Genomic DNA, 17,113 nt, shown 5'->3' on the forward strand with positions numbered 1-17,113 from the left:
GCTAGCTCCGGTCCTCGAAGTCGAGGGTGTAGAGCTGTTGTTCGCCAAAACCCTTCACGTCCACCAAGGGAAGCTGAGTAAGGGAAAAGTTATTGCGGATCAGCTCTTCAGTAGGCTGACAAACAGTGATTTTCATTGGCTCGCATGCGCTTTCCAGCCGTGCTGCGAGGTTCACAGCCGGACCGAAAACGTCATAGACATATTTCTGAATACCTACGATCGACCCGATGAGCGGCCCGGTGGCAATACCAATGCGGAAGCGCCACTGAGTGGGGTGGGCTGCGTTCCGTTTTTCCAGGTATCGCTTCATCCTCAATGCCACGCGTGCCAGCTGTGTCGCATGATCACTATTGGGCTCAGGCAAGCCAGCCACCGCCATATAGGCATCGCCAATGGTCTTGATGCGCTCACAATCAAAAAGCTCCACAATCCGGTCAAACGCAGAGAAGATGTCATTCAATTCTGCGATCAAAGCCCCGGGATCCCGAGCTACCGCCATTTCGGTAAAGTCAACGAAATCGAGCATCAGCACGGATGCGCTGTCAAATTTTTGCGGCGTTGTGGTGCCGTAGTCCTTCATCTCCTCGTAGACGGACCGGGGCATGATGTTCAGAAGCAGCTTTTCAACGCGCTCTTTTTCGCGTTCCAGCTCCCGGCGTGCCTTTTCAGACATTTTGGAATAGCTGTCGAGCATCAACTCGGCTTCGCGCTGCTTGGTGACATTCTGTGCCTCGAGAAGAACAAGGGGTTGTTCTTCGCTGGCCGGATGAAACACCAGGTTAAGGCATATGGTGCGGGGGTCCTGGCGGACATCGATGGCGAATTCATACTTGCGCCCACGGCCCAGGCGCTTTTCAAGTTTGTCCCGGTCCAACCCGGCAACCCGGTCGAATATCGTCTCTCCATCACCACCGCTACAAGGGAAAAAGCGGAAGAAAGCAGCATTTTCAAACACTGGCTCCCAAGACGTCGGGTTGATCACCGCGACCGCTGTGTCCAGTCCCTGAAGGGCTTGTATGGCTTCTTCAGAAAGGCTCATATCTGTTTCCCTATTCGGTCACAATCAGATGAGACCGCTTACGAATTTCACCCACGACATATTTCACATCTTCGGGCTCAATATCGTGATCTTCAAGGGCCTCTTCGAAAATAAGGGCCATTTCTTCAAACTCAGGTCTGGTGATTTTCAGCATCTTGTGTGCTCGTGCCAGATGATCGTCGGATATGTTGGCCGGTCCACCGGTTACATAGGTCACAAACTTGGTCTGGTGATCAATCAGTCGGGCCATGTCGACACCGGTAAAATGCTTCTGCAAAACAGGGCTGTCCAGCACCTGATCGTAAAAGGCTGAGACCACTTTACGGAAGGTCGGGAAGCCGCCGTATTTCTCGAACAGGGTTTTGGCCATATCTACTCCTTTATGGCGAATCCACGCCAAAGCACGACAAAACTCCCGCCTGCCTAAAGCCGGAGGGAGAATTGTCTTGTGCGAAACTAAAGATTACTATGCCACTGAAAGCGTTTTCATATCAATGGCATAGTTCTGAATAGCTGCTATCTACGGTGCAACCACTTCGGTAACATCTGATAGGGATCGATGACAGCGTTTTCATCATAGGCAATGCCCGCTTCCTTCAGCGTTTCCTCAAGGTTACCATCTTTGAAGGCGTCGAAAATATCTGTGCAGCCACCGATGAATTTGCCATTCACGAACACTTGCGGAAAGGTGTTGACACCCGAGCGCGCCTCGATATCTGCCCGCACACGCACCCCGGCATCATTCACCTGGAACTCAGGTCGGTCAATTTCCACCATTTGGTATTTTACACCGATTTTGTTGAGGAACTTGGTCGCAGACCAGCCAAATTCACACCAGGCCAGGCCAAATACAACAACAGGGTTCGTTTCGTCAGCCAAGGTATCGGCAACGAAGGTGTCGGCATTGATGGACCGCTGCACCGCCGGCTTCGCCTCCTGCTTTTCCGGCCCCTCCGGCGCTAAGGGCGCAGGAGGGGTGTCGCCAAAGCGGCAGCTATCCGTGGACTGCGAAATTGCCATTTCTTCAGGTGACATTTCTTCCTCGATGCCATCGAACAAAGGCGTACTCAAATATCGTTCACCCGTGTCCGGTAGCATGCACAGAATGCGCGAACCTGCTGGGGCTTTTTCCGCGATTTGCAAAGCGCCGGCAAATGTCGCCCCACCGGTAATGCCGGTGAGGATACCTTCCTCTCTTGCCAGCTTTCTGCTCAGTTCAACAGCACGCCCACCGTCGATCAATTCAAATCCGTCGATCAGATTACTGGTCAGGGCATCTTCGGTAAGCCGCGAAATGAAATCGGGGCTCCAGCCCTGCATCAGGTGCGGCCTAAAATGAGGATGGCTTTCAGTCGGAACACCGTCCGAGCGGCGGGCCTGTCCATGGCCTGATGTAACCACTGGCGCGTTGTCGGGCTCGCAGGCAATAATCTTGATGTCGGGTCGAGCTTGCTTGAGCCTGGATGCAACACCGTTCAAGGTGCCGCCAGTGCCAAAGCCGGACACCCAATAGTCCAACCGTTCGCCTTCAAAAGCTTCCAGAATTTCAGGGGCCGTTGTACGGCGATGCATTTCTGCATTTGCCTCATTTTCAAACTGACGGGTCAGGAACCAGCCGTGCTCGTTTGCGAGTTCCTCGGCCTTTCGGATCATGCCCATGCCTTTTTCCGCGGCGGGTGTCAGGACCACTTTGGCCCCAAGGAAGCGCATCAGCTTCCGGCGCTCCACGCTGAAGCTTTCGGCCATCACAATTACCAGCGGATAGCCTTTGGCCGCGCAGACCATGGCAAGGCCAATGCCGGTGTTGCCGCTGGTTGCCTCCACAATAGTCTGTCCGGGTTTAAGCGCGCCGGATCGCTCGGCATCTTCAATGATGCCCAGCGCCAACCGGTCCTTCACTGATCCTCCAGGGTTGAAGGCTTCCAGCTTGGCATATACCTCCACGTGATCCGGCACGCCCGCGCGGATACGTACAATCGGGGTGCGACCAATAGTAGACAGGATGGTTTGGTGCTTGGTGTCCGGCTTCTCGATATTGGCGATCGCCTGTTCAACCGCCACCCGGTTTACCCGTTCAATTTGCTCAGCAACAGTCATGATCTCTCTCCTAACCTAGGCTTTGGGGGAGGCCAGCATGGCGTGCGTTTCATGCACTTTCTTCCATGCCTTGATGATTTCATCGGCCAATAGTTCTATGTCTGCCTGTTGGGTCGGCTCTGAAATGATCGATACCCGCAGCACCCAATGGCCGCGCCAATCACCGCCTTCGACAAACACACGGTTCCTGTTCTGAATTTCCAATATGACGGCCTTCGTCAGGGTATCGCGCATCTGCTGGTCAGCCTCTGCGCCACCGAAACTGATAATGACCTGATTCAGCCGAACCTTGTTTTCCACGCGAATGCCGACCTCGGGTTTGAGCTTGTCCGCCAAGTAGCGCGCGAAATCACAGTGCCCCACAACCATTCTTTCGACACCGTCACGGCCCAGTGCGCGCAACAGTGCCCATGTTGCGAAGCCCCGTGCGCGGCGTGACAGCTCGGGCACATACTGTGACGCCTCATACTGGGCACCGTTCGTTTCAGGCAGGTAGCTGGCATTGATGTTCATCGCCCTGCGGTGTGCTGCGGGGTGACGCACGATGGCGAAGCCGGTCTCATAGGGAAGTTGAAGCCATTTGTGTCCGTCTGTGGCCCAACTGTCCGCCCCTTCGATACCGATTGTCTGCGACCTGAGAAGCGAGCTTGCATTTGCCCAAAGCCCAAAGGCGCCGTCAACATGCAACCATGCGCCAGCGGCTCGGCAAATCTTCACAATGTCACTCATGGGATCAATGGCGCCTGTATTGATCTGCCCGGCCTGCGCCACAACAATTTTCGGACCCACAGTAGCCTGGATTTTTGCTTCAAGCGCTGTAGGCCGCATACGACCCTGGTCGTCGGTTTCGATTGCAACCACGCGTTTGCGGCCCATGCCCAGATATTGCAGGGCATTCAGGACCGTGGCATGAGCATCCGCGCCGATAAATACCGTCACGGCCGGGGCACCCATCAGGCCATCAGCTTCCACATCCCACCCCACGCGGCACAGTACCTCGCTTCGGGCGGCCGCAAGACATGTGAAGTTGGCCATTGTGGCCCCGGTTACAAATCCGACAGAACTGTCTTGCGGCAAATTCAGAATGTCCAAAAGCCAGCGAGACGCAGCTTTTTCGGCCATCGCGGCAGCCGGGGACGCATGAAAGTTCCCCGCGTTTTGTCCCCAGGCACTGGCGAGCCAATCCGCCGCCACGCCTGCTTCATGGGAAGCGCCGATCACCCAGCCGAAGAACCGTGGGCCTGCCATGCCCATCAGGCCTGGTTCTGCCGCAGCGGCCAGCTCATCTATGACCGTATCGGCATCCAGGCCATGCTCGGGCGTTGGCAGCCCAAACGCCAGTTCAAGCATTTCTGCACTGGCCGGAGCCTTCGGGGGGCGGCTTTCAAGATTCGACCGAAAACGGTCGGCATGGGCAAACGCGGTTTTCAGCGCGCTGGATGTCATACGATCTTTTGTCACGGTCTATTGCCAATCTTTAGGGTTGAAGGTTGTCTTCAGGCGGACTCTTTAAGAAAGGGCGTCACAGCCTCAGTGTGGCTCTCGTCATCACCGGCCATCCACAGCAAGCGATCACCCTGGTTTACGCCGGACAGAAACTCTACCAACCGGGGCAATTGGTCTGTTGGGCGTGCACAGGTGCGACTGGCAACACCCTCGAAACTTGCGAAAAGTGCACGACGGTCCGCCGTGAAGGGCTCGGTTGCCCAGATAATTTCGGTCAGGCCGGTGTAGGAGGCCGCAAAATGCGCTGCCATCTGCGCAGTCAGGCCATATATTGCACGCAGGTCTGATGCAGCGCGGCGCGTCTCGTTGCTGCCATATGCGGCGGCTGTTACTTCAATCATCTTCTTCAAAACACCGCGCAGTTCCGCATCAATCCGTCGCTCGGTCGCCAGCAGGCCTGGCACGGCCTGATGCGACATACTGTTGGTGTTTCGGCAAGCATGGGACATCCACTCAGTTGCCCACAGGGTTTCAAGAACGAAGACCTGCACAGCCAACGGATCCAGCTTCAGTATCGATGCTGCAAGGTCCTTGCGCTTGTCGGAGAAGTCGAGGCTGCTTTCGCCACATGTCTGTGTAATCTGACGTCCAAGTAGGTCGAACAGGCCCTGCTGCGACGCCTTGTTCTGTGCGAAACGCACGAGCGCACCAAACTCAGCCAGGGTCTTGTTGCTAAACGCACGCGCCTGCTCAAGCGCCCAGGAAATAGTGATCTCTGCAGCTGCGCCCATTTGGGCAGCAAACATTGCAGCCATCATATGATTTATCTGGACTTCAACCTGCCCGGTCGAGGCCAATTGCATGAGCCCTGCTGGCATTACGGGAACATTGAAGCCGGGCTTCGGCCACGGTGTAACAACTGGTTGGCTGCTTACTTCATCCAGTCGCATCTGTTCAAAACGGGTCACTGACATCCTCGGCCTCCATCACTCGGGCATTCGTAAATTCATTGGGCCATTGCGGCCTTGAACCATGCCTTTGTCTCATGGCAGAGAATTCCGCGCTGTGATGCACAGCACACAGGACAAGAAGTTTTCCCGCCGGGCACAAAGCCCGCCTAAGTATTTGGTTTTCAAAAGGGATAGGTGGATCGGCCAATCATGAAGGAAAGAGAAAACTTCAGTGACTGACACCTTCAGGCGAGGGTGAGTAACTACGCGCAAGCCCGTTTCCAGGTCTTGGATTTGTCAGCTGAGGGTCAGAAAGGAACCAGTCGAATGAAGGCCCATCTTTCGCCAGACTGAGACGCAATCGTCTCGGGCCAAGCAATGTCGAGACAAGCAACAACAGTTGCCAGCGAAGGCCGGTTATTCGAGCCTTAGGATTTGTTCCAAGCCTTTCATGTGCTTGGGAAGTAACATATCAGCCAAGCTGTATTGGTCGAGCGTTTGGAAGAAACTTTCCATGGCTTCCGCCAGAACGTGCTTCAGCTGGCAGGCTGGTGTGATCACACATTCATTGTCGGTGCCAAAACACTCAACCAGCGGCGAGCCCTGTTCCATGTCGCGCACCAGCTTGCCGATATTGATCTGCTCTGGTTTGGCGGCCAACCTGAGGCCACCGTTTTTTCCTCTTACGGCTTCAACATGGCCCTTGGCACTGAGGTGCTGCACGATCTTCATCAGATGATTTTTGGAAATGCCATAGCTGTCGGCGATCACCTTGATGGTTGCCAGCTCCTTGTTGTTTACGGCCAAATACAGAAGAACGCGTAGCGAATAATCTGTGTAACGTGTGATATGCATTTGTTCTCCAATGTGGGCAGGAACAATACTGCGGGTCGAAGCGGGAGCAAAGCTCGGCAACGCCAGTGACCCGCATAACCTCTCTACAATTCATTTAGCGGTTCAGTGATCAATCGGCAACGTTAAAGATGAATGTAGATTGCATCTTTTAAAGATGTATGTAAAATACATTTATTGATTCCGGACAGACCATCCGGAATCCAGTGCCTGCTGTCAGGTGAACCGCTGTTTTATGGAGATAATCATGAGTATGCTGGATAGGTCATTGGCCCAGTTAGCACAGGAGTTGCCTGGAGCAACCGCAGTTTTCCACCAATATAGGTTGAGCTTTTGCTGTGGCGGCGAACACACATTGCGTGAGGCTGCGATCAAGCGTGGCGTGGACGTGAAAGAGATTGCGGCCGCCCTGGCCGCTCTTTCAGGGGCTGCCCTCGACGCCAAAAACGTGGATACATTGAGCGACGCCGACCTTGTCGAGTTTATCCTTAATCGGTTTCACAAGGTGCACCGCGAACAATTGGCGGAGCTGAAAAGATTGGCGCACAGGGTTGAAAGCGTACACGGCGACAACCCTGCCTGCCCACATGGTTTGACAGAATTTCTGCACCATCTTGCCCTTGAACTGGAGCACCATATGCAGAAAGAAGAAGCAATTCTCTTTCCAATGCTGGTGCAGGGCCAGGGTAGCATGGCGGGTGCGCCGCTTCGTGTGATGATGGCTGAACATGAAGGGCATGTGCAGGAGTTGGCCCGGCTGGACGAACTGACAGGTGGGTGCGTGCCCCCTGAAGGGGCCTGCAACACATGGCGTGCCCTTTATCTGGGGCTGGAGGCCTTTGTGGCAGATCTGGCATCCCACATTCATCTGGAAAATGACGTTCTGTTCGCACGTAACCTGAAGGGGGCGGTTCATGGCTAGATATTATCGACTTTGGTGGACATTGATCGCAACACTTGCGGTCACGTTCGGGCTGCTTGGGTATTTCGGTAACGAGGTTTACCGTGAAGCGCCTCCAATACCCGGGGCTGTTGTGTCCGAAGACGGCGCTGTCATCATGACCCGTGACAGTATTCTGGATGGCCAGACGGCCTGGCAGTCGGTTGGCGGCATGCAGTTGGGCTCCGTCTGGGGGCACGGTGCCTATCAGGCGCCGGACTGGACAGCAGACTGGTTGCACCGGGAGCTGGTGGCATGGCTGGAACTGGCCTCTCGGGATGTCTATGGGCGAGATTACAGCCAACTGTCAGGGGCGGAACAGAACAGCCTTCAGTATGAACTGACGCAGGCCTACCGTACCAATGGCTATGACGCCGCGACCGACACACTGATGCTGTCACCGCGCAGGCTTGAAGCCATTTACCAGACAGCTGACTATTATTCCCGGCTTTTTGGTGGTGCGCCGGAGCTTCGCGGAACCCGCGACAGCTATGCGATGAAAGAGTTGGTGCTGCCAAATGCCGAGCGTCGGGAGAGGTTGACGGAATTCTTTTTCTGGACAGCCTGGGCCGCCGCAACTGAAAGGCCGGGCAGTGCCGCAACCTACACCAACAACTGGCCCCACGAGCCTCTGATCAAGAATGTCCCAACGGCAGAGAATGTTGTTTGGTCCATTGTCAGTGTTGTCTTGCTGATTGCTGGTATTGGCGGCCTGGTTTGGGCCTGGTCCTTCATGCGCGGGGAAGATGAAAAGGAGCCCGAAGCCCCCGCTCGTGACCCTTTGAGCCGCTTCCAGCTGACCCCTTCCCAGAAGGCGTTGGGCAAATATCTGTTCCTTGTTGTTGCGCTTTTTACCTTCCAGGTGTTCCTGGGTGGTTTCACAGCGCACTATACGGTGGAAGGCCAAAGCTTCTACGGGATCGAGACCTCCAAATGGTTTCCCTACACGCTTGTTCGGACGTGGCATATCCAATCGGCACTGTTTTGGATAGCGACCGGTTTCCTTGCCGCAGGCCTGTTTCTGGCCCCCATCATCAACGGTGGGAAAGATCCAAAGTATCAGAAGCTTGGTGTCGACGTGCTGTTCTGGGCTCTCATCGTTGTTGTGGTGGGGTCTTTCGTCGGGAACTATCTGGCGATTGCCCAGATCATGCCCGCGGAATGGAACTTCTGGCTTGGCCATCAGGGCTATGAATATGTCGACCTTGGCCGACTGTGGCAAATCGGCAAATTCACCGGAATCGTGCTTTGGCTGGGGCTAATGATGCGCGGCATTGTTCCCGCGCTGATGCAGCCGGGCGACAAGCACCTTCTGGCCTTGTTCACCGCATCCGTTGTTGCCATTGGCTTCTTCTATGGGGCGGGCTTCTTCTACGGCGAACGAACCCATATTTCCGTTATGGAATATTGGCGCTGGTGGATCGTCCATCTGTGGGTGGAAGGTTTCTTTGAGGTCTTTGCTACCGCAGCTCTGGCCTTTATTTTCTCCAGCATGGGGCTGGTCTCAAAGCGGATGGCAACCATTGCCGCTCTCGCGTCTGCCTCCTTGTTCATGCTGGGCGGCGTGCCGGGCACATTCCACCATCTGTATTTTTCCGGCACAACGACGCCGGTGATGGCTGTTGGTGCGACCTTCAGTGCGCTTGAGGTTGTGCCCTTGATTGTCCTGGGCCATGAGGCTTGGGAACATTGGAAGCTGCAGCACCGCGCGCCCTGGATGGACCAGATGAAATGGCCACTCTATTTCTTCGTGGCGGTTGCTTTCTGGAATATGCTTGGGGCAGGCGTGCTTGGTTTTTCCATCAACCCGCCGATTGCGCTCTATTATATCCAGGGGCTGAATACCACGGCAACACACGCGCATGCCGCCTTGTTTGGTGTCTATGGCTTCCTTGCCTTGGGCTTCACCATCCTGGTGCTGCGCTATATCCGGCCACAGATGGCCTTTGACGAGAAGCTGATGAAATGGGGATTCCGTTGCTTGAACGGCGGCCTTGTTCTGATGCTGTTCACCAGCTTGCTGCCCGTGGGCATTATTCAGTTTGTGGCCAGTGCGTCTGAAGGGCTTTGGTATGCAAGAAGTGAGAGCTTCATGCAAAGTGACCTCCTGCAAACCTTGAGGTGGGTCCGCACCATTGGTGACATCGTCTTTATCGTCGGTGCGCTGGCTGTAAGTTGGCAGGTTGTGAAAGGCCTTTTCAATATCGGCGACACCAGATCACACCAGCCGACAGAAGCTCTTGCCAAAGGTGCGGGCGCGTCGATGGCGCCGGTCCTTGAAAGCGGGAACTCTGCGATGTCCCCTGCGGTATCGATGAATAGTGAGCAGGAAGACAGTATCTGCTGTGGTTCATGTGGCGGTCAGGGCCACTGACCTGCAACACAAGGAAACCCGAGCCCGCTTGTGCTGGCTCGGGTCATATTGCTGGGTTTGTCTCGGTGTAGGCAGCGGACAAGGCTGCGTTAAGGCAGGCCAATATTGACGGGATGCAGAACATGCTGGCGGCATCTCGCCAGGCTGGTCTGGCGCGCTGGGATATCTCCAATTAGCCAAAAGCGGGCATAAGCCTCCAGCGAAGAATATCCCCGTGGCTTTGTATCCAAATTCAACAGATTGTTCAGTACGGTCCCATCAAAAGCCTGGAGGTGTCGCGGCATGCCGGGTCGCCACAATGCTGGCAAACCACCACAGGGTGCAAGGTCTTGCCGCAACTGTGGGTGATCACGGCATGTTCGCCCGGATTGGCCTCATACCAGTCCTGGCCCCACTGAATGAGGGTGAGGACAACCGAAAGCAGGTCTCGTGCTTTCTCAGAAAGCTGATATTCATAGCGGGGCGGATTATCTTGATACCGGCTACGCTGCATCAGGCCAGTGTCTACGGCGCGTGCCAATCTGTCCGCCAGGATGTTGGTGGCGATCCCCGTTGACAGCAGAAAGTCGTCATAACGGCTTATGCCGATCAAAGCCATCCGCAAGATCAAGGCCATCCATCGGTCCCCAATGATTTCAGCGACTTCATGGAAAATCTTGGTGTTTGTGCGGTTCAGTCCTGCCTGGCGGCGACGTTTCACAAAGCCCTTTTGGCCCAGCATGAAAGCGTTACCCCCTTCAAAGGCTAGATCCTTTGCGGCAACTGTATCGCCGCAGGCTTTGCAGTGCAGTTCCGGTATCAGCTCATGGTCGCAACCGGTATGAAAAACCTTAACCTCAGGTCCTTCGCTGGCGTTCCACTTTTGCTCCCACGCGAGCATCAGTAGGGCGGTTGGGAAAAGGGCGAGACCGCGCTCTTCCAGAATATATTCCTGATGCTTGCCATTCCCCACCGGGCGTTTTGCCAGCAAACCTTCCTGAACCAGATATTTCAGGCGGTCACTTATCAGCGCTTTCTGCAGGCCGGTTGACCGTTCGAAATCAACAAAGCGGCGGCTGCCAAGCCAGCAGGCCTCCAGAATCAGAAGGATGGCTGTGTCGCAAACAACATCGAATGCTTTCCAGACACCTGTCTTGAGTGCGGCTTCCTGCTGTGCCGTTGGGTGGGGTGAACTCATACCAGTTGATTACCTGACAAATTGAATCAAAAGGCATGGTATCAACGATACTTTCGAATGTCCTCCCCATTCGCCCAGGTGGAATGCGTGCCGCTGGGGATCCGCTCCGGCAGCATGATCCTGCAGACTGGGCCGTCTTCAATTCGGCGGGCGTCGACAAGAACGGCCTCGGATGTATTGGTGTTCATGTCCGTGATGAAGCTTACCAGATATCCGTCATCTTCTTCAGTCGCACCAACGCGCGGCACAAAGGGGGCTTCACTGCCATAGCGGTTTTCACCAAAGTCCAAACGGGTTTTCTCACCGGTCTTGAGGTCGTGCTTCACCAGGCCTTCAAACAGGAACCACCCTTGCTTTGGCTTTGCGCTGTAGGCGTACCGGTAAGGTTTGCCGGCATATTTCTGGTTGAACATGCCGAATTCCAGATACTCGTCATCCAGCTTTTCCTCGCGTGTTTCACCTGTTTTCAGGTTGAAGCGCCAGCGGTGCAGGCGCGCGCCAAGGGTGGTCAGGTCCAGGAAGGTTGCCATCATGGCGTATTTGGGCGGCACGTGATCCACCATTTTTGCCGGGAAGGGGTCTTCCTGGAAATAGCCGTCCAGAATAATTTCGTCGCCTTCTTCCCAGGCATTCAGCCAATGCAGCACATATGTGGGTTCGGCTTCAAACCAGCGGATGTCCTCCGGCTTTCCCTTGCGCGGGATAATGCCGAACCGGGACTTCTTGGTTTTGTCGAACATGGGAATATGGATGCCCTGCTCCAGGGCATCCGGGCGGTAAAACATCGGGAAGTCGTTGACGATGGCAAAGTTCTCGGTGAAGGCCATGTCATGCGGCATGCGCGGACCGGGCAGGTCCACCGGGATATAGTGTTCCAGATTACCGTCAGCGTCCACGAGGCCATAGTGCATGTAGGGAGCTTCCAGGCTATAGTTGAAGAACAGCAGTTCGCCTGTGTTTTCATCCAATTTGGTGTGTGCGGAGATGCCAGCTTCCGGACACCAGTCGACTGTGCCGTCATCCTCAAGCGTATAGGGGTCCAGCTTGTATCCCTGGCCACATTGCCAATAGGTGGTGATCACCTTGCCGGCATGCACGATGACATCCGTGGAGGACGCATCCTTGAGGCCGGGCTGCTGCACTTCACCCGGCCGTTTGGACATGTTGGGGATGGCTGTCCAGCCCGACCATAGCGCTTCGCCCGCGGCCTGTTCCTCGCGGAAGGCGTTCGTCTGGATGAAACGATTGCGGTAGGTGGCCTTGCCGTCCTTGAAGCTGATCATATGCAGCATGCCGTCGCCTTCAAACGGATGATACATGCCCAGCGGCCGGTGGACGGGGTTTTCTGTGTTGCGGATGTAAACACCGTCAATGTCTGTCGGGATGGTGCCGATCACCTCCATGTCGGTGGCGTTATATTCCCTGTGCATCGGCGCCCAGGCCCCGCTCATGTAGGGGTGATTGTTTTCACGAATCGACGTTTCATATTCCCGGACAAGTTCACTGGCCATGCTGCTTCCCCAAATTTGCTTCATAATTTCAGACGTTGACGCACCATGCCTAAGTTAGTATGGTTTTGCAAGTTACTATTTTTGAAGCGGGGAAATATGGCGCAGCCAGTCTTTATCATTGGTGGGTCGCAAACGGATTTTGCGCGCAATTGGGCGCGCGAAGGCAGCGGCCTGCATGAGTTGATGGACACATCAATAAACGGTGCCCTGGACCAGAGCGGCATGGCAGGGTCGGACATTGAGGTGGCCCATATCGGGAACTTCGTTGGCGAATTGTTCGCGGGCCAGGGCAATCTGGGTGGCTTTCTTGCGACCATCAACGCTGACCTGATGGGCATACCGGCCAGCAGGCATGAAGGTGCGTGCGCGTCCGGGTCATTGGCGATCCTTGCGGCCACGGCCGATATTGAGGCCTGCAGGTATGGCACGGCTTTGGTGACGGGTGTGGAGCTTATGCGCAACGTGCCCGGGAGGCAGGCCGCCGATTTTCTGGGCGCCGCAGCATGGCAGGGGCGTGAAACGGATGGCAGGAAATATGTCTGGCCATCGATTTTCTCTGACCTGCTGGAATTTTATCAGGACCGGTACGGAATTGAGCGAGAGCATCTTGCGGCAATCTCCCGCAAGAATTTCGATAATGCCAAAGCCAATCCATTGGCCCAAACGCGCCACTGGGAATTTCCGGCTGAAGCCTTTGGCGAAGATGATGACGCGAACCCCGTCATTGAAGGCTCCATAAGGCGGTCGGACTGCGGGCAGGTGACCGACGGCGCCGCGACAGTGATCCTGGCGGGTGAGAAGGTAGCCGCGGCCTGGGCCGCACGGCACGGCAAAAGCCTTGCTGATTTGCCCCGCATTTCCTGCTGGGGCCACACCAGCGCGCCCATGATGCTGGCAGACAAACTGAAGGCAGCGCCGAAGGAAGGGTATCTTTTCCCCATGATCCGCAAGGCGATCACCGACGCCTTCAAGCGCGCCGATATTCCCGGGCACCAGGCACTGGACGGCATCGAGTTGCACGACTGTTTTTCCATCACCGAATATATGCTTACCGAACATTTCGGCCTGGCCGCGCCGGGTGAGGCCTGGAAAGCGATCGAGGCGGGCGATACTTTGAAAACAGGCAAGCTGCCGGTCAATGCGTCTGGCGGGTTGATTGGTGGCGGGCACCCTGTTGGCGCCACCGGCATCCGAATGCTGCTGGACGCGTCAAAGCAGGTCACGGGCCAAGCCGGAGACTGCCAGATAGACGGCGCACGGCGGATGGCGACGATGAATATCGGCGGCTCGGGTGTTACCAATGTCTCCTTCATTGTGGAGCGGTAGCATGTATATCTTCGACGCTATTTATACGCCTCGCGGTGCTGCCCGTAAGGGCGGTGCCTTGTCCGGCGTTGCCCCGGCCGATCTGCTGGCAGGCACCATTGACAGCATGCTTGCCCGCGCGCCAGACGCGGCCCCAGCGGGTGTTTTTGCCGGCTGCGTGACCCAGTCTGGCGAGCAGGGCGGGCATATCGCCCGCACTGCGGCGTTGCTTTCCGGCCTGCCTGAGCACACAGCTGCGCTGACCCTTAATAATTTCTGCTGCTCGGGCCTCGATGCGATCTGGACCGCAGCACTTCAAGGCAGCGCGCAAAACAGCCTGCAGCTCGCCGGCGGGGTGGAGAGTATGTCCCGTGTTGCGCCCTTCTCCGACGGCGGCCCCTACTATAGCGACCCGAAGATGATGCAGCGCACCGGCTTTGTGCCCCTCTGGTTCGCGGCGGATTTCGTGGCGACCCTTCAAGGCATCTCCCGCGAGGAAGCTGATGCCTATGCCGCACGCTCACAGGCACGGGCGCAGGCACGAACTCCCGCCTCAGTGATCCCGGTCGAAACACCACATGGCAGGGTTACCAGCAATGAAACCCCCCGCGTGGGCGTGACGGCCGAAAGCCTCGCAGGCATGGAGCCAATGGCCGAAAAGCTCGGGCCCATGATCGCCGATCAGGCTTTTCTGGCGGCCTATCCGGATGCCGCGCCAGTCAATCATATCCACACCTTCGGGAATGCACCGGCGTTGGCTGACGCGGCTTCCATGCTGCTGGTGGGGGATCTTGCCGCCGGTGAGGCCGCCGGGCTGAGGCCAAAAGCAAGAATTGTCAGCTATGCGACCGTGGCAGATGATAAGCTCCTTTCCTTGACCGGTGGCCTGAAGGCCGCGCGCGAGGTATTGGATAGAGCGGGCATGAGCGCGTCTGACATTGATCTGTTTGAGTTCAACGAAGCCTATGCCGCTGTTTGCATCCAGTTCATGCGACATCTGGATATTGATCCGGACCGTATGAACACAGGTGGCGGGGCGATCGCGCTGGGGCATCCCATGGGCGCAACGGGCGGGATTTTGCTGGCAACGCTGCTGGAATGTCTGGAGAGGGAAGACCGGACCACCGGCATGGCTGCCATCTCCGGCGCTTCCGGGCTCGGGTCAGCGATGATCATTGAACGACTGTCCTGACCGATCAGGGACGCAGCGTTGAGGCAAGGCACACAAGGGAAGAAATGATGAAGCTTTTGAAATCCATGATGGTTGCCCTGATCGCAACGACGATTGGCTTGGGCACCATGTTCTTGGCGGGGGGCGAAGGCCCACAGGTATTTGGATTGCCGGTGATGGTGGTGTGCGGCCTGTTGGCCTATGCGGTGAACTGGATTGCTTTTGTTCCGGCGGCGCTTGCCCAGACCGAAAAATACTATGACCTGATGGGTTCCGTTTCCTACCTGGTAACGATCGTGGCTGCCTGTTTACTGAGTGCGCCGCTGCATGAACGGGCGCTTGTTGTTGCCGTGCTGGTAATCATCTGGACAGTGCGCCTCGGCAGTTTCCTTTTTGCCCGGATCAGGGCTGACGGCCAGGACAAACGGTTTACGGAAATCAGGTCCAATCCGGCACGTTTCTTTGTTACCTGGACCATCCAGGGTGCGTGGGTAACGCTGACGGCTGCTGCGGCGTTTATGATTATTACATCGGCTGACACAGCCCCGCTGGGCGCTGCTTTCTATGCGGGTGTCGTCATGTGGGTCGTTGGTTTTGCGTTTGAGGCCGTGGCGGACAGCCAAAAGAAAGCCTTCAGGAACAACCCGGAAAACAAAGGGAAGTTCATCCAGAGCGGCCTTTGGGCATGGTCGCGGCACCCCAACTATTTTGGCGAGCTGCTGCTGTGGTCGGGCATTTTTGTGATCTCCATTCCACTCCTGAGCGGGATGGAGTGGATCGTCTTGATTTCACCGGTCTTTGTCTATTTCCTGCTCACGAAGGTCAGCGGGATTCCGCTTCTTGAGAAGCTCGGCAAAAAGAGATGGGGCGAAGACCCATCCTATCAGGCTTACCTGAAACGAACTTCGCGCCTTTTGCCGCTCCCTCCTTCGAACGCGCGGTAGCGTAGCAATAGGGAAAGTGCCTCTGTCAGCAATGGGGCGAAAGCGGACTGTGGGCTTCATGCGGTGCATGAATTGTCGTTTCCCTTGAAAACCAAATAAACCCCTCCTAGTGTTATGCAACAGTTGCATGGGCGTATCGTAGGGAGAGTGGGGTTGACACAAAAGCCGCCAATCAAGATGGCAGATTTGGCGAAACTCGCGGGGGTTTCCAAGTCGACAGTGTCGCGCGCTCTGGCTGACAGCCCGCTTATTCCCCAGGAGACGAAGCAGAAGATTGCGGCGCTGGCGAAAGAGCATAACTACCGCCTGAACAAGCGCGCCCGGAATTTTCGCACCAAGGAAACGCTGACAATCGCTGTGCTGATTCCGGATACCAGAGAGAAGGACTGGCGGCTTTCCGACCCCTTCTTTCTGGAGCTTCTGGGCAGCATAGCAGATACGCTGAATGACCAGAACCACGAGCTTCTGCTGGCGAAATCGTCTGTCAGTGCCGAAGAGTGGGCGCGGGACCATATTGAGCGCGGCACCTGTGACGGTGTGATCCTGGTGGGGCAGGGCACCCAGCATGAAGAAATCAACAAGCTGGCGGAAGGCAGCACACCATTCGTTGTGTGGGGCGGCCTCCTTGATGGCCAGCATTATTGCACGGTGGGCAGCGATAACCGCCTGGGCGGTAAAAAGGCCAGCAGCCATCTGATCGAACGCGGCCGCAGGTATATTGCGTTTCTGGGGGACCGGCGCCTGCCCGAGGTGGCGCTCAGGTACGCCGGGTATCAGGATGCGCTTGCTGCGGCAGGCCTGGATGTGGATGCCAGCCTTGAAGTTGTAACGCCCTTTGGTGGCGAAGCGGCCTACAGGGCAGTGGCAGATTTTCTTGACAGCGGCCAAGCTGTTGACGGAATTTTTGCTTGTTCTGACGTGATCGCGATGGCGACGATCCGGGCGCTTAGGGAACGCGGGCTTTCCATTCCCGAAGATGTGGCAATCGTGGGGTATGACGATATTGCGCTGTCATCATACTATAGCCCGCCGCTGACCACCGTGCGGCAGGATTGCCAGCGTGGCGGGCAGGAACTCGTATCCCGTCTTCTTGAAATCATTCAGGGAGGCAAGCCTGCCCCCCTGATGCTGGATACCGAGATTGTCGAACGCGCCTCGACCTAGTATCGTTAATCTGAAGTTCGCCTTATCATTTGAGGCAGGCAATTTGCGAACTTCAGATTCTGAAACGATACTAAGTCTTTTATTCTAGTGAGGTTTAGGGATTTTAAGTTCCCAGAAGCGCGCCTCCAAGAATGAAGGGAACT

Annotated in this window: 14 protein-coding genes; 6 read left to right on the forward strand and 8 right to left on the reverse strand. The window is 56.1% G+C overall.

Translation table 11 applies throughout. The annotated features are described in order from the left end of the window. Position 1: 1 nt before the first annotated feature. From KORLAC_RS03055 to KORLAC_RS03080, 6 genes are all read right to left on the reverse strand, one after another. Positions 2-1,039 (reverse strand): adenylate/guanylate cyclase domain-containing protein, encoded by a 1,038-nt coding sequence (locus KORLAC_RS03055; RefSeq protein ID WP_068302751.1) that lies wholly within the window; start codon positions 1,037-1,039, stop codon positions 2-4. Positions 1,040-1,049: 10 nt separating this feature from the next. After that, positions 1,050-1,409, reverse strand: a complete 360-nt coding sequence (locus KORLAC_RS03060; protein WP_068302758.1) for a truncated hemoglobin — start codon at positions 1,407-1,409, stop codon at positions 1,050-1,052. Positions 1,410-1,555: 146 nt separating this feature from the next. After that, positions 1,556-3,136: a cysteine synthase A gene (cysK, locus tag KORLAC_RS03065; protein ID WP_082714478.1), complete on the reverse strand. Its 1,581-nt coding sequence runs from the start codon at positions 3,134-3,136 to the stop codon at positions 1,556-1,558. 15 nt (positions 3,137-3,151) lie between these two features. Then, on the reverse strand, positions 3,152-4,582 hold the full coding sequence (locus KORLAC_RS03070) for a pyridoxal phosphate-dependent decarboxylase family protein (protein ID WP_068302765.1): 1,431 nt from the start codon (positions 4,580-4,582) through the stop codon (positions 3,152-3,154). Between the two features lie 50 nt (positions 4,583-4,632). Continuing rightward, positions 4,633-5,556: a hypothetical protein gene (locus KORLAC_RS03075; RefSeq protein WP_068302768.1), complete on the reverse strand. Its 924-nt coding sequence runs from the start codon at positions 5,554-5,556 to the stop codon at positions 4,633-4,635. Positions 5,557-5,949: 393 nt separating this feature from the next. After that, entirely contained in the window at positions 5,950-6,387 is a 438-nt protein-coding gene (locus tag KORLAC_RS03080) for an RrF2 family transcriptional regulator (protein WP_068302770.1), read from the reverse strand. A 244-nt stretch (positions 6,388-6,631) separates the two neighbouring features. On the opposite strand from KORLAC_RS03080, the gene ytfE reads away from it, so the two are divergent. Continuing rightward, entirely contained in the window at positions 6,632-7,306 is a 675-nt protein-coding gene (gene ytfE, locus KORLAC_RS03085; protein WP_068302774.1) for an iron-sulfur cluster repair protein YtfE, read from the forward strand. Next, positions 7,299-9,698: a nitric-oxide reductase large subunit gene (locus KORLAC_RS03090; protein ID WP_068302776.1), complete on the forward strand. Its 2,400-nt coding sequence runs from the start codon at positions 7,299-7,301 to the stop codon at positions 9,696-9,698. The genes ytfE and KORLAC_RS03090 overlap by 8 nt, the downstream gene beginning before the upstream one ends. 244 nt (positions 9,699-9,942) lie before the next feature. Here KORLAC_RS03090 and KORLAC_RS03095 read toward each other — a convergent pair whose 3' ends face one another. Further along, on the reverse strand, positions 9,943-10,875 hold the full coding sequence (locus KORLAC_RS03095; RefSeq protein ID WP_068302780.1) for a winged helix-turn-helix transcriptional regulator: 933 nt from the start codon (positions 10,873-10,875) through the stop codon (positions 9,943-9,945). A gap of 41 nt (positions 10,876-10,916) precedes the next feature. Then, the gene (locus tag KORLAC_RS03100; RefSeq protein WP_068302785.1) at positions 10,917-12,386 is read right to left on the reverse strand and encodes a carotenoid oxygenase family protein; all 1,470 of its coding nucleotides are present in this window, start codon (positions 12,384-12,386) and stop codon (positions 10,917-10,919) included. A 96-nt stretch (positions 12,387-12,482) separates the two neighbouring features. Here KORLAC_RS03100 and KORLAC_RS03105 point away from each other — a divergent pair, with 96 nt between their 5' ends. The 4 genes from KORLAC_RS03105 (at position 12,483) to KORLAC_RS03120 (ending at position 16,970) form a co-directional block, all read left to right on the forward strand. Further along, complete coding sequence (locus KORLAC_RS03105) at positions 12,483-13,712, forward strand: acetyl-CoA acetyltransferase (RefSeq protein ID WP_068302788.1); 1,230 nt, start codon at positions 12,483-12,485, stop codon at positions 13,710-13,712. A 1-nt stretch (position 13,713) separates the two neighbouring features. After that, positions 13,714-14,883 carry an acetyl-CoA C-acyltransferase gene (locus tag KORLAC_RS03110; protein ID WP_068302789.1) on the forward strand — a complete coding sequence of 390 codons (1,170 nt, stop codon included), beginning with the start codon at positions 13,714-13,716 and terminating at the stop codon, positions 14,881-14,883. Positions 14,884-14,930: 47 nt separating this feature from the next. After that, positions 14,931-15,806 carry a DUF1295 domain-containing protein gene (locus KORLAC_RS03115; RefSeq protein ID WP_206594847.1) on the forward strand — a complete coding sequence of 292 codons (876 nt, stop codon included), beginning with the start codon at positions 14,931-14,933 and terminating at the stop codon, positions 15,804-15,806. A 153-nt stretch (positions 15,807-15,959) separates the two neighbouring features. Continuing rightward, positions 15,960-16,970, forward strand: coding sequence for a LacI family DNA-binding transcriptional regulator (locus KORLAC_RS03120; protein ID WP_206594848.1), 1,011 nt, complete (start codon positions 15,960-15,962; stop codon positions 16,968-16,970). Positions 16,971-17,113 lie beyond the last annotated feature (143 nt).

This window comes from Kordiimonas lacus (assembly GCF_001550055.1).
Taxonomy (GTDB): domain Bacteria; phylum Pseudomonadota; class Alphaproteobacteria; order Sphingomonadales; family Kordiimonadaceae; genus Kordiimonas; species Kordiimonas lacus.

Excerpts from the sequence above, each read along its gene's own strand:
- KORLAC_RS03055 (WP_068302751.1), bottom strand. The coding sequence starts at position 1,039 with ATGAGCCTTTCTGAAGAAGCCATACAAGCCCTTCAGGGACTGGACACA.
- KORLAC_RS03060 (WP_068302758.1), bottom strand. The coding sequence starts at position 1,409 with ATGGCCAAAACCCTGTTCGAGAAATACGGCGGCTTCCCGACCTTCCGT.
- cysK (WP_082714478.1), bottom strand. The coding sequence starts at position 3,136 with ATGACTGTTGCTGAGCAAATTGAACGGGTAAACCGGGTGGCGGTTGAA.
- KORLAC_RS03070 (WP_068302765.1), bottom strand. The coding sequence starts at position 4,582 with ATGACATCCAGCGCGCTGAAAACCGCGTTTGCCCATGCCGACCGTTTT.
- KORLAC_RS03075 (WP_068302768.1), bottom strand. The coding sequence starts at position 5,556 with ATGTCAGTGACCCGTTTTGAACAGATGCGACTGGATGAAGTAAGCAGC.
- KORLAC_RS03080 (WP_068302770.1), bottom strand. The coding sequence starts at position 6,387 with ATGCATATCACACGTTACACAGATTATTCGCTACGCGTTCTTCTGTAT.
- ytfE (WP_068302774.1), top strand. The coding sequence starts at position 6,632 with ATGAGTATGCTGGATAGGTCATTGGCCCAGTTAGCACAGGAGTTGCCT.
- KORLAC_RS03090 (WP_068302776.1), top strand. The coding sequence starts at position 7,299 with ATGGCTAGATATTATCGACTTTGGTGGACATTGATCGCAACACTTGCG.
- KORLAC_RS03095 (WP_068302780.1), bottom strand. The coding sequence starts at position 10,875 with ATGAGTTCACCCCACCCAACGGCACAGCAGGAAGCCGCACTCAAGACA.
- KORLAC_RS03100 (WP_068302785.1), bottom strand. The coding sequence starts at position 12,386 with ATGGCCAGTGAACTTGTCCGGGAATATGAAACGTCGATTCGTGAAAAC.
- KORLAC_RS03105 (WP_068302788.1), top strand. The coding sequence starts at position 12,483 with ATGGCGCAGCCAGTCTTTATCATTGGTGGGTCGCAAACGGATTTTGCG.
- KORLAC_RS03110 (WP_068302789.1), top strand. The coding sequence starts at position 13,714 with ATGTATATCTTCGACGCTATTTATACGCCTCGCGGTGCTGCCCGTAAG.
- KORLAC_RS03115 (WP_206594847.1), top strand. The coding sequence starts at position 14,931 with ATGAAGCTTTTGAAATCCATGATGGTTGCCCTGATCGCAACGACGATT.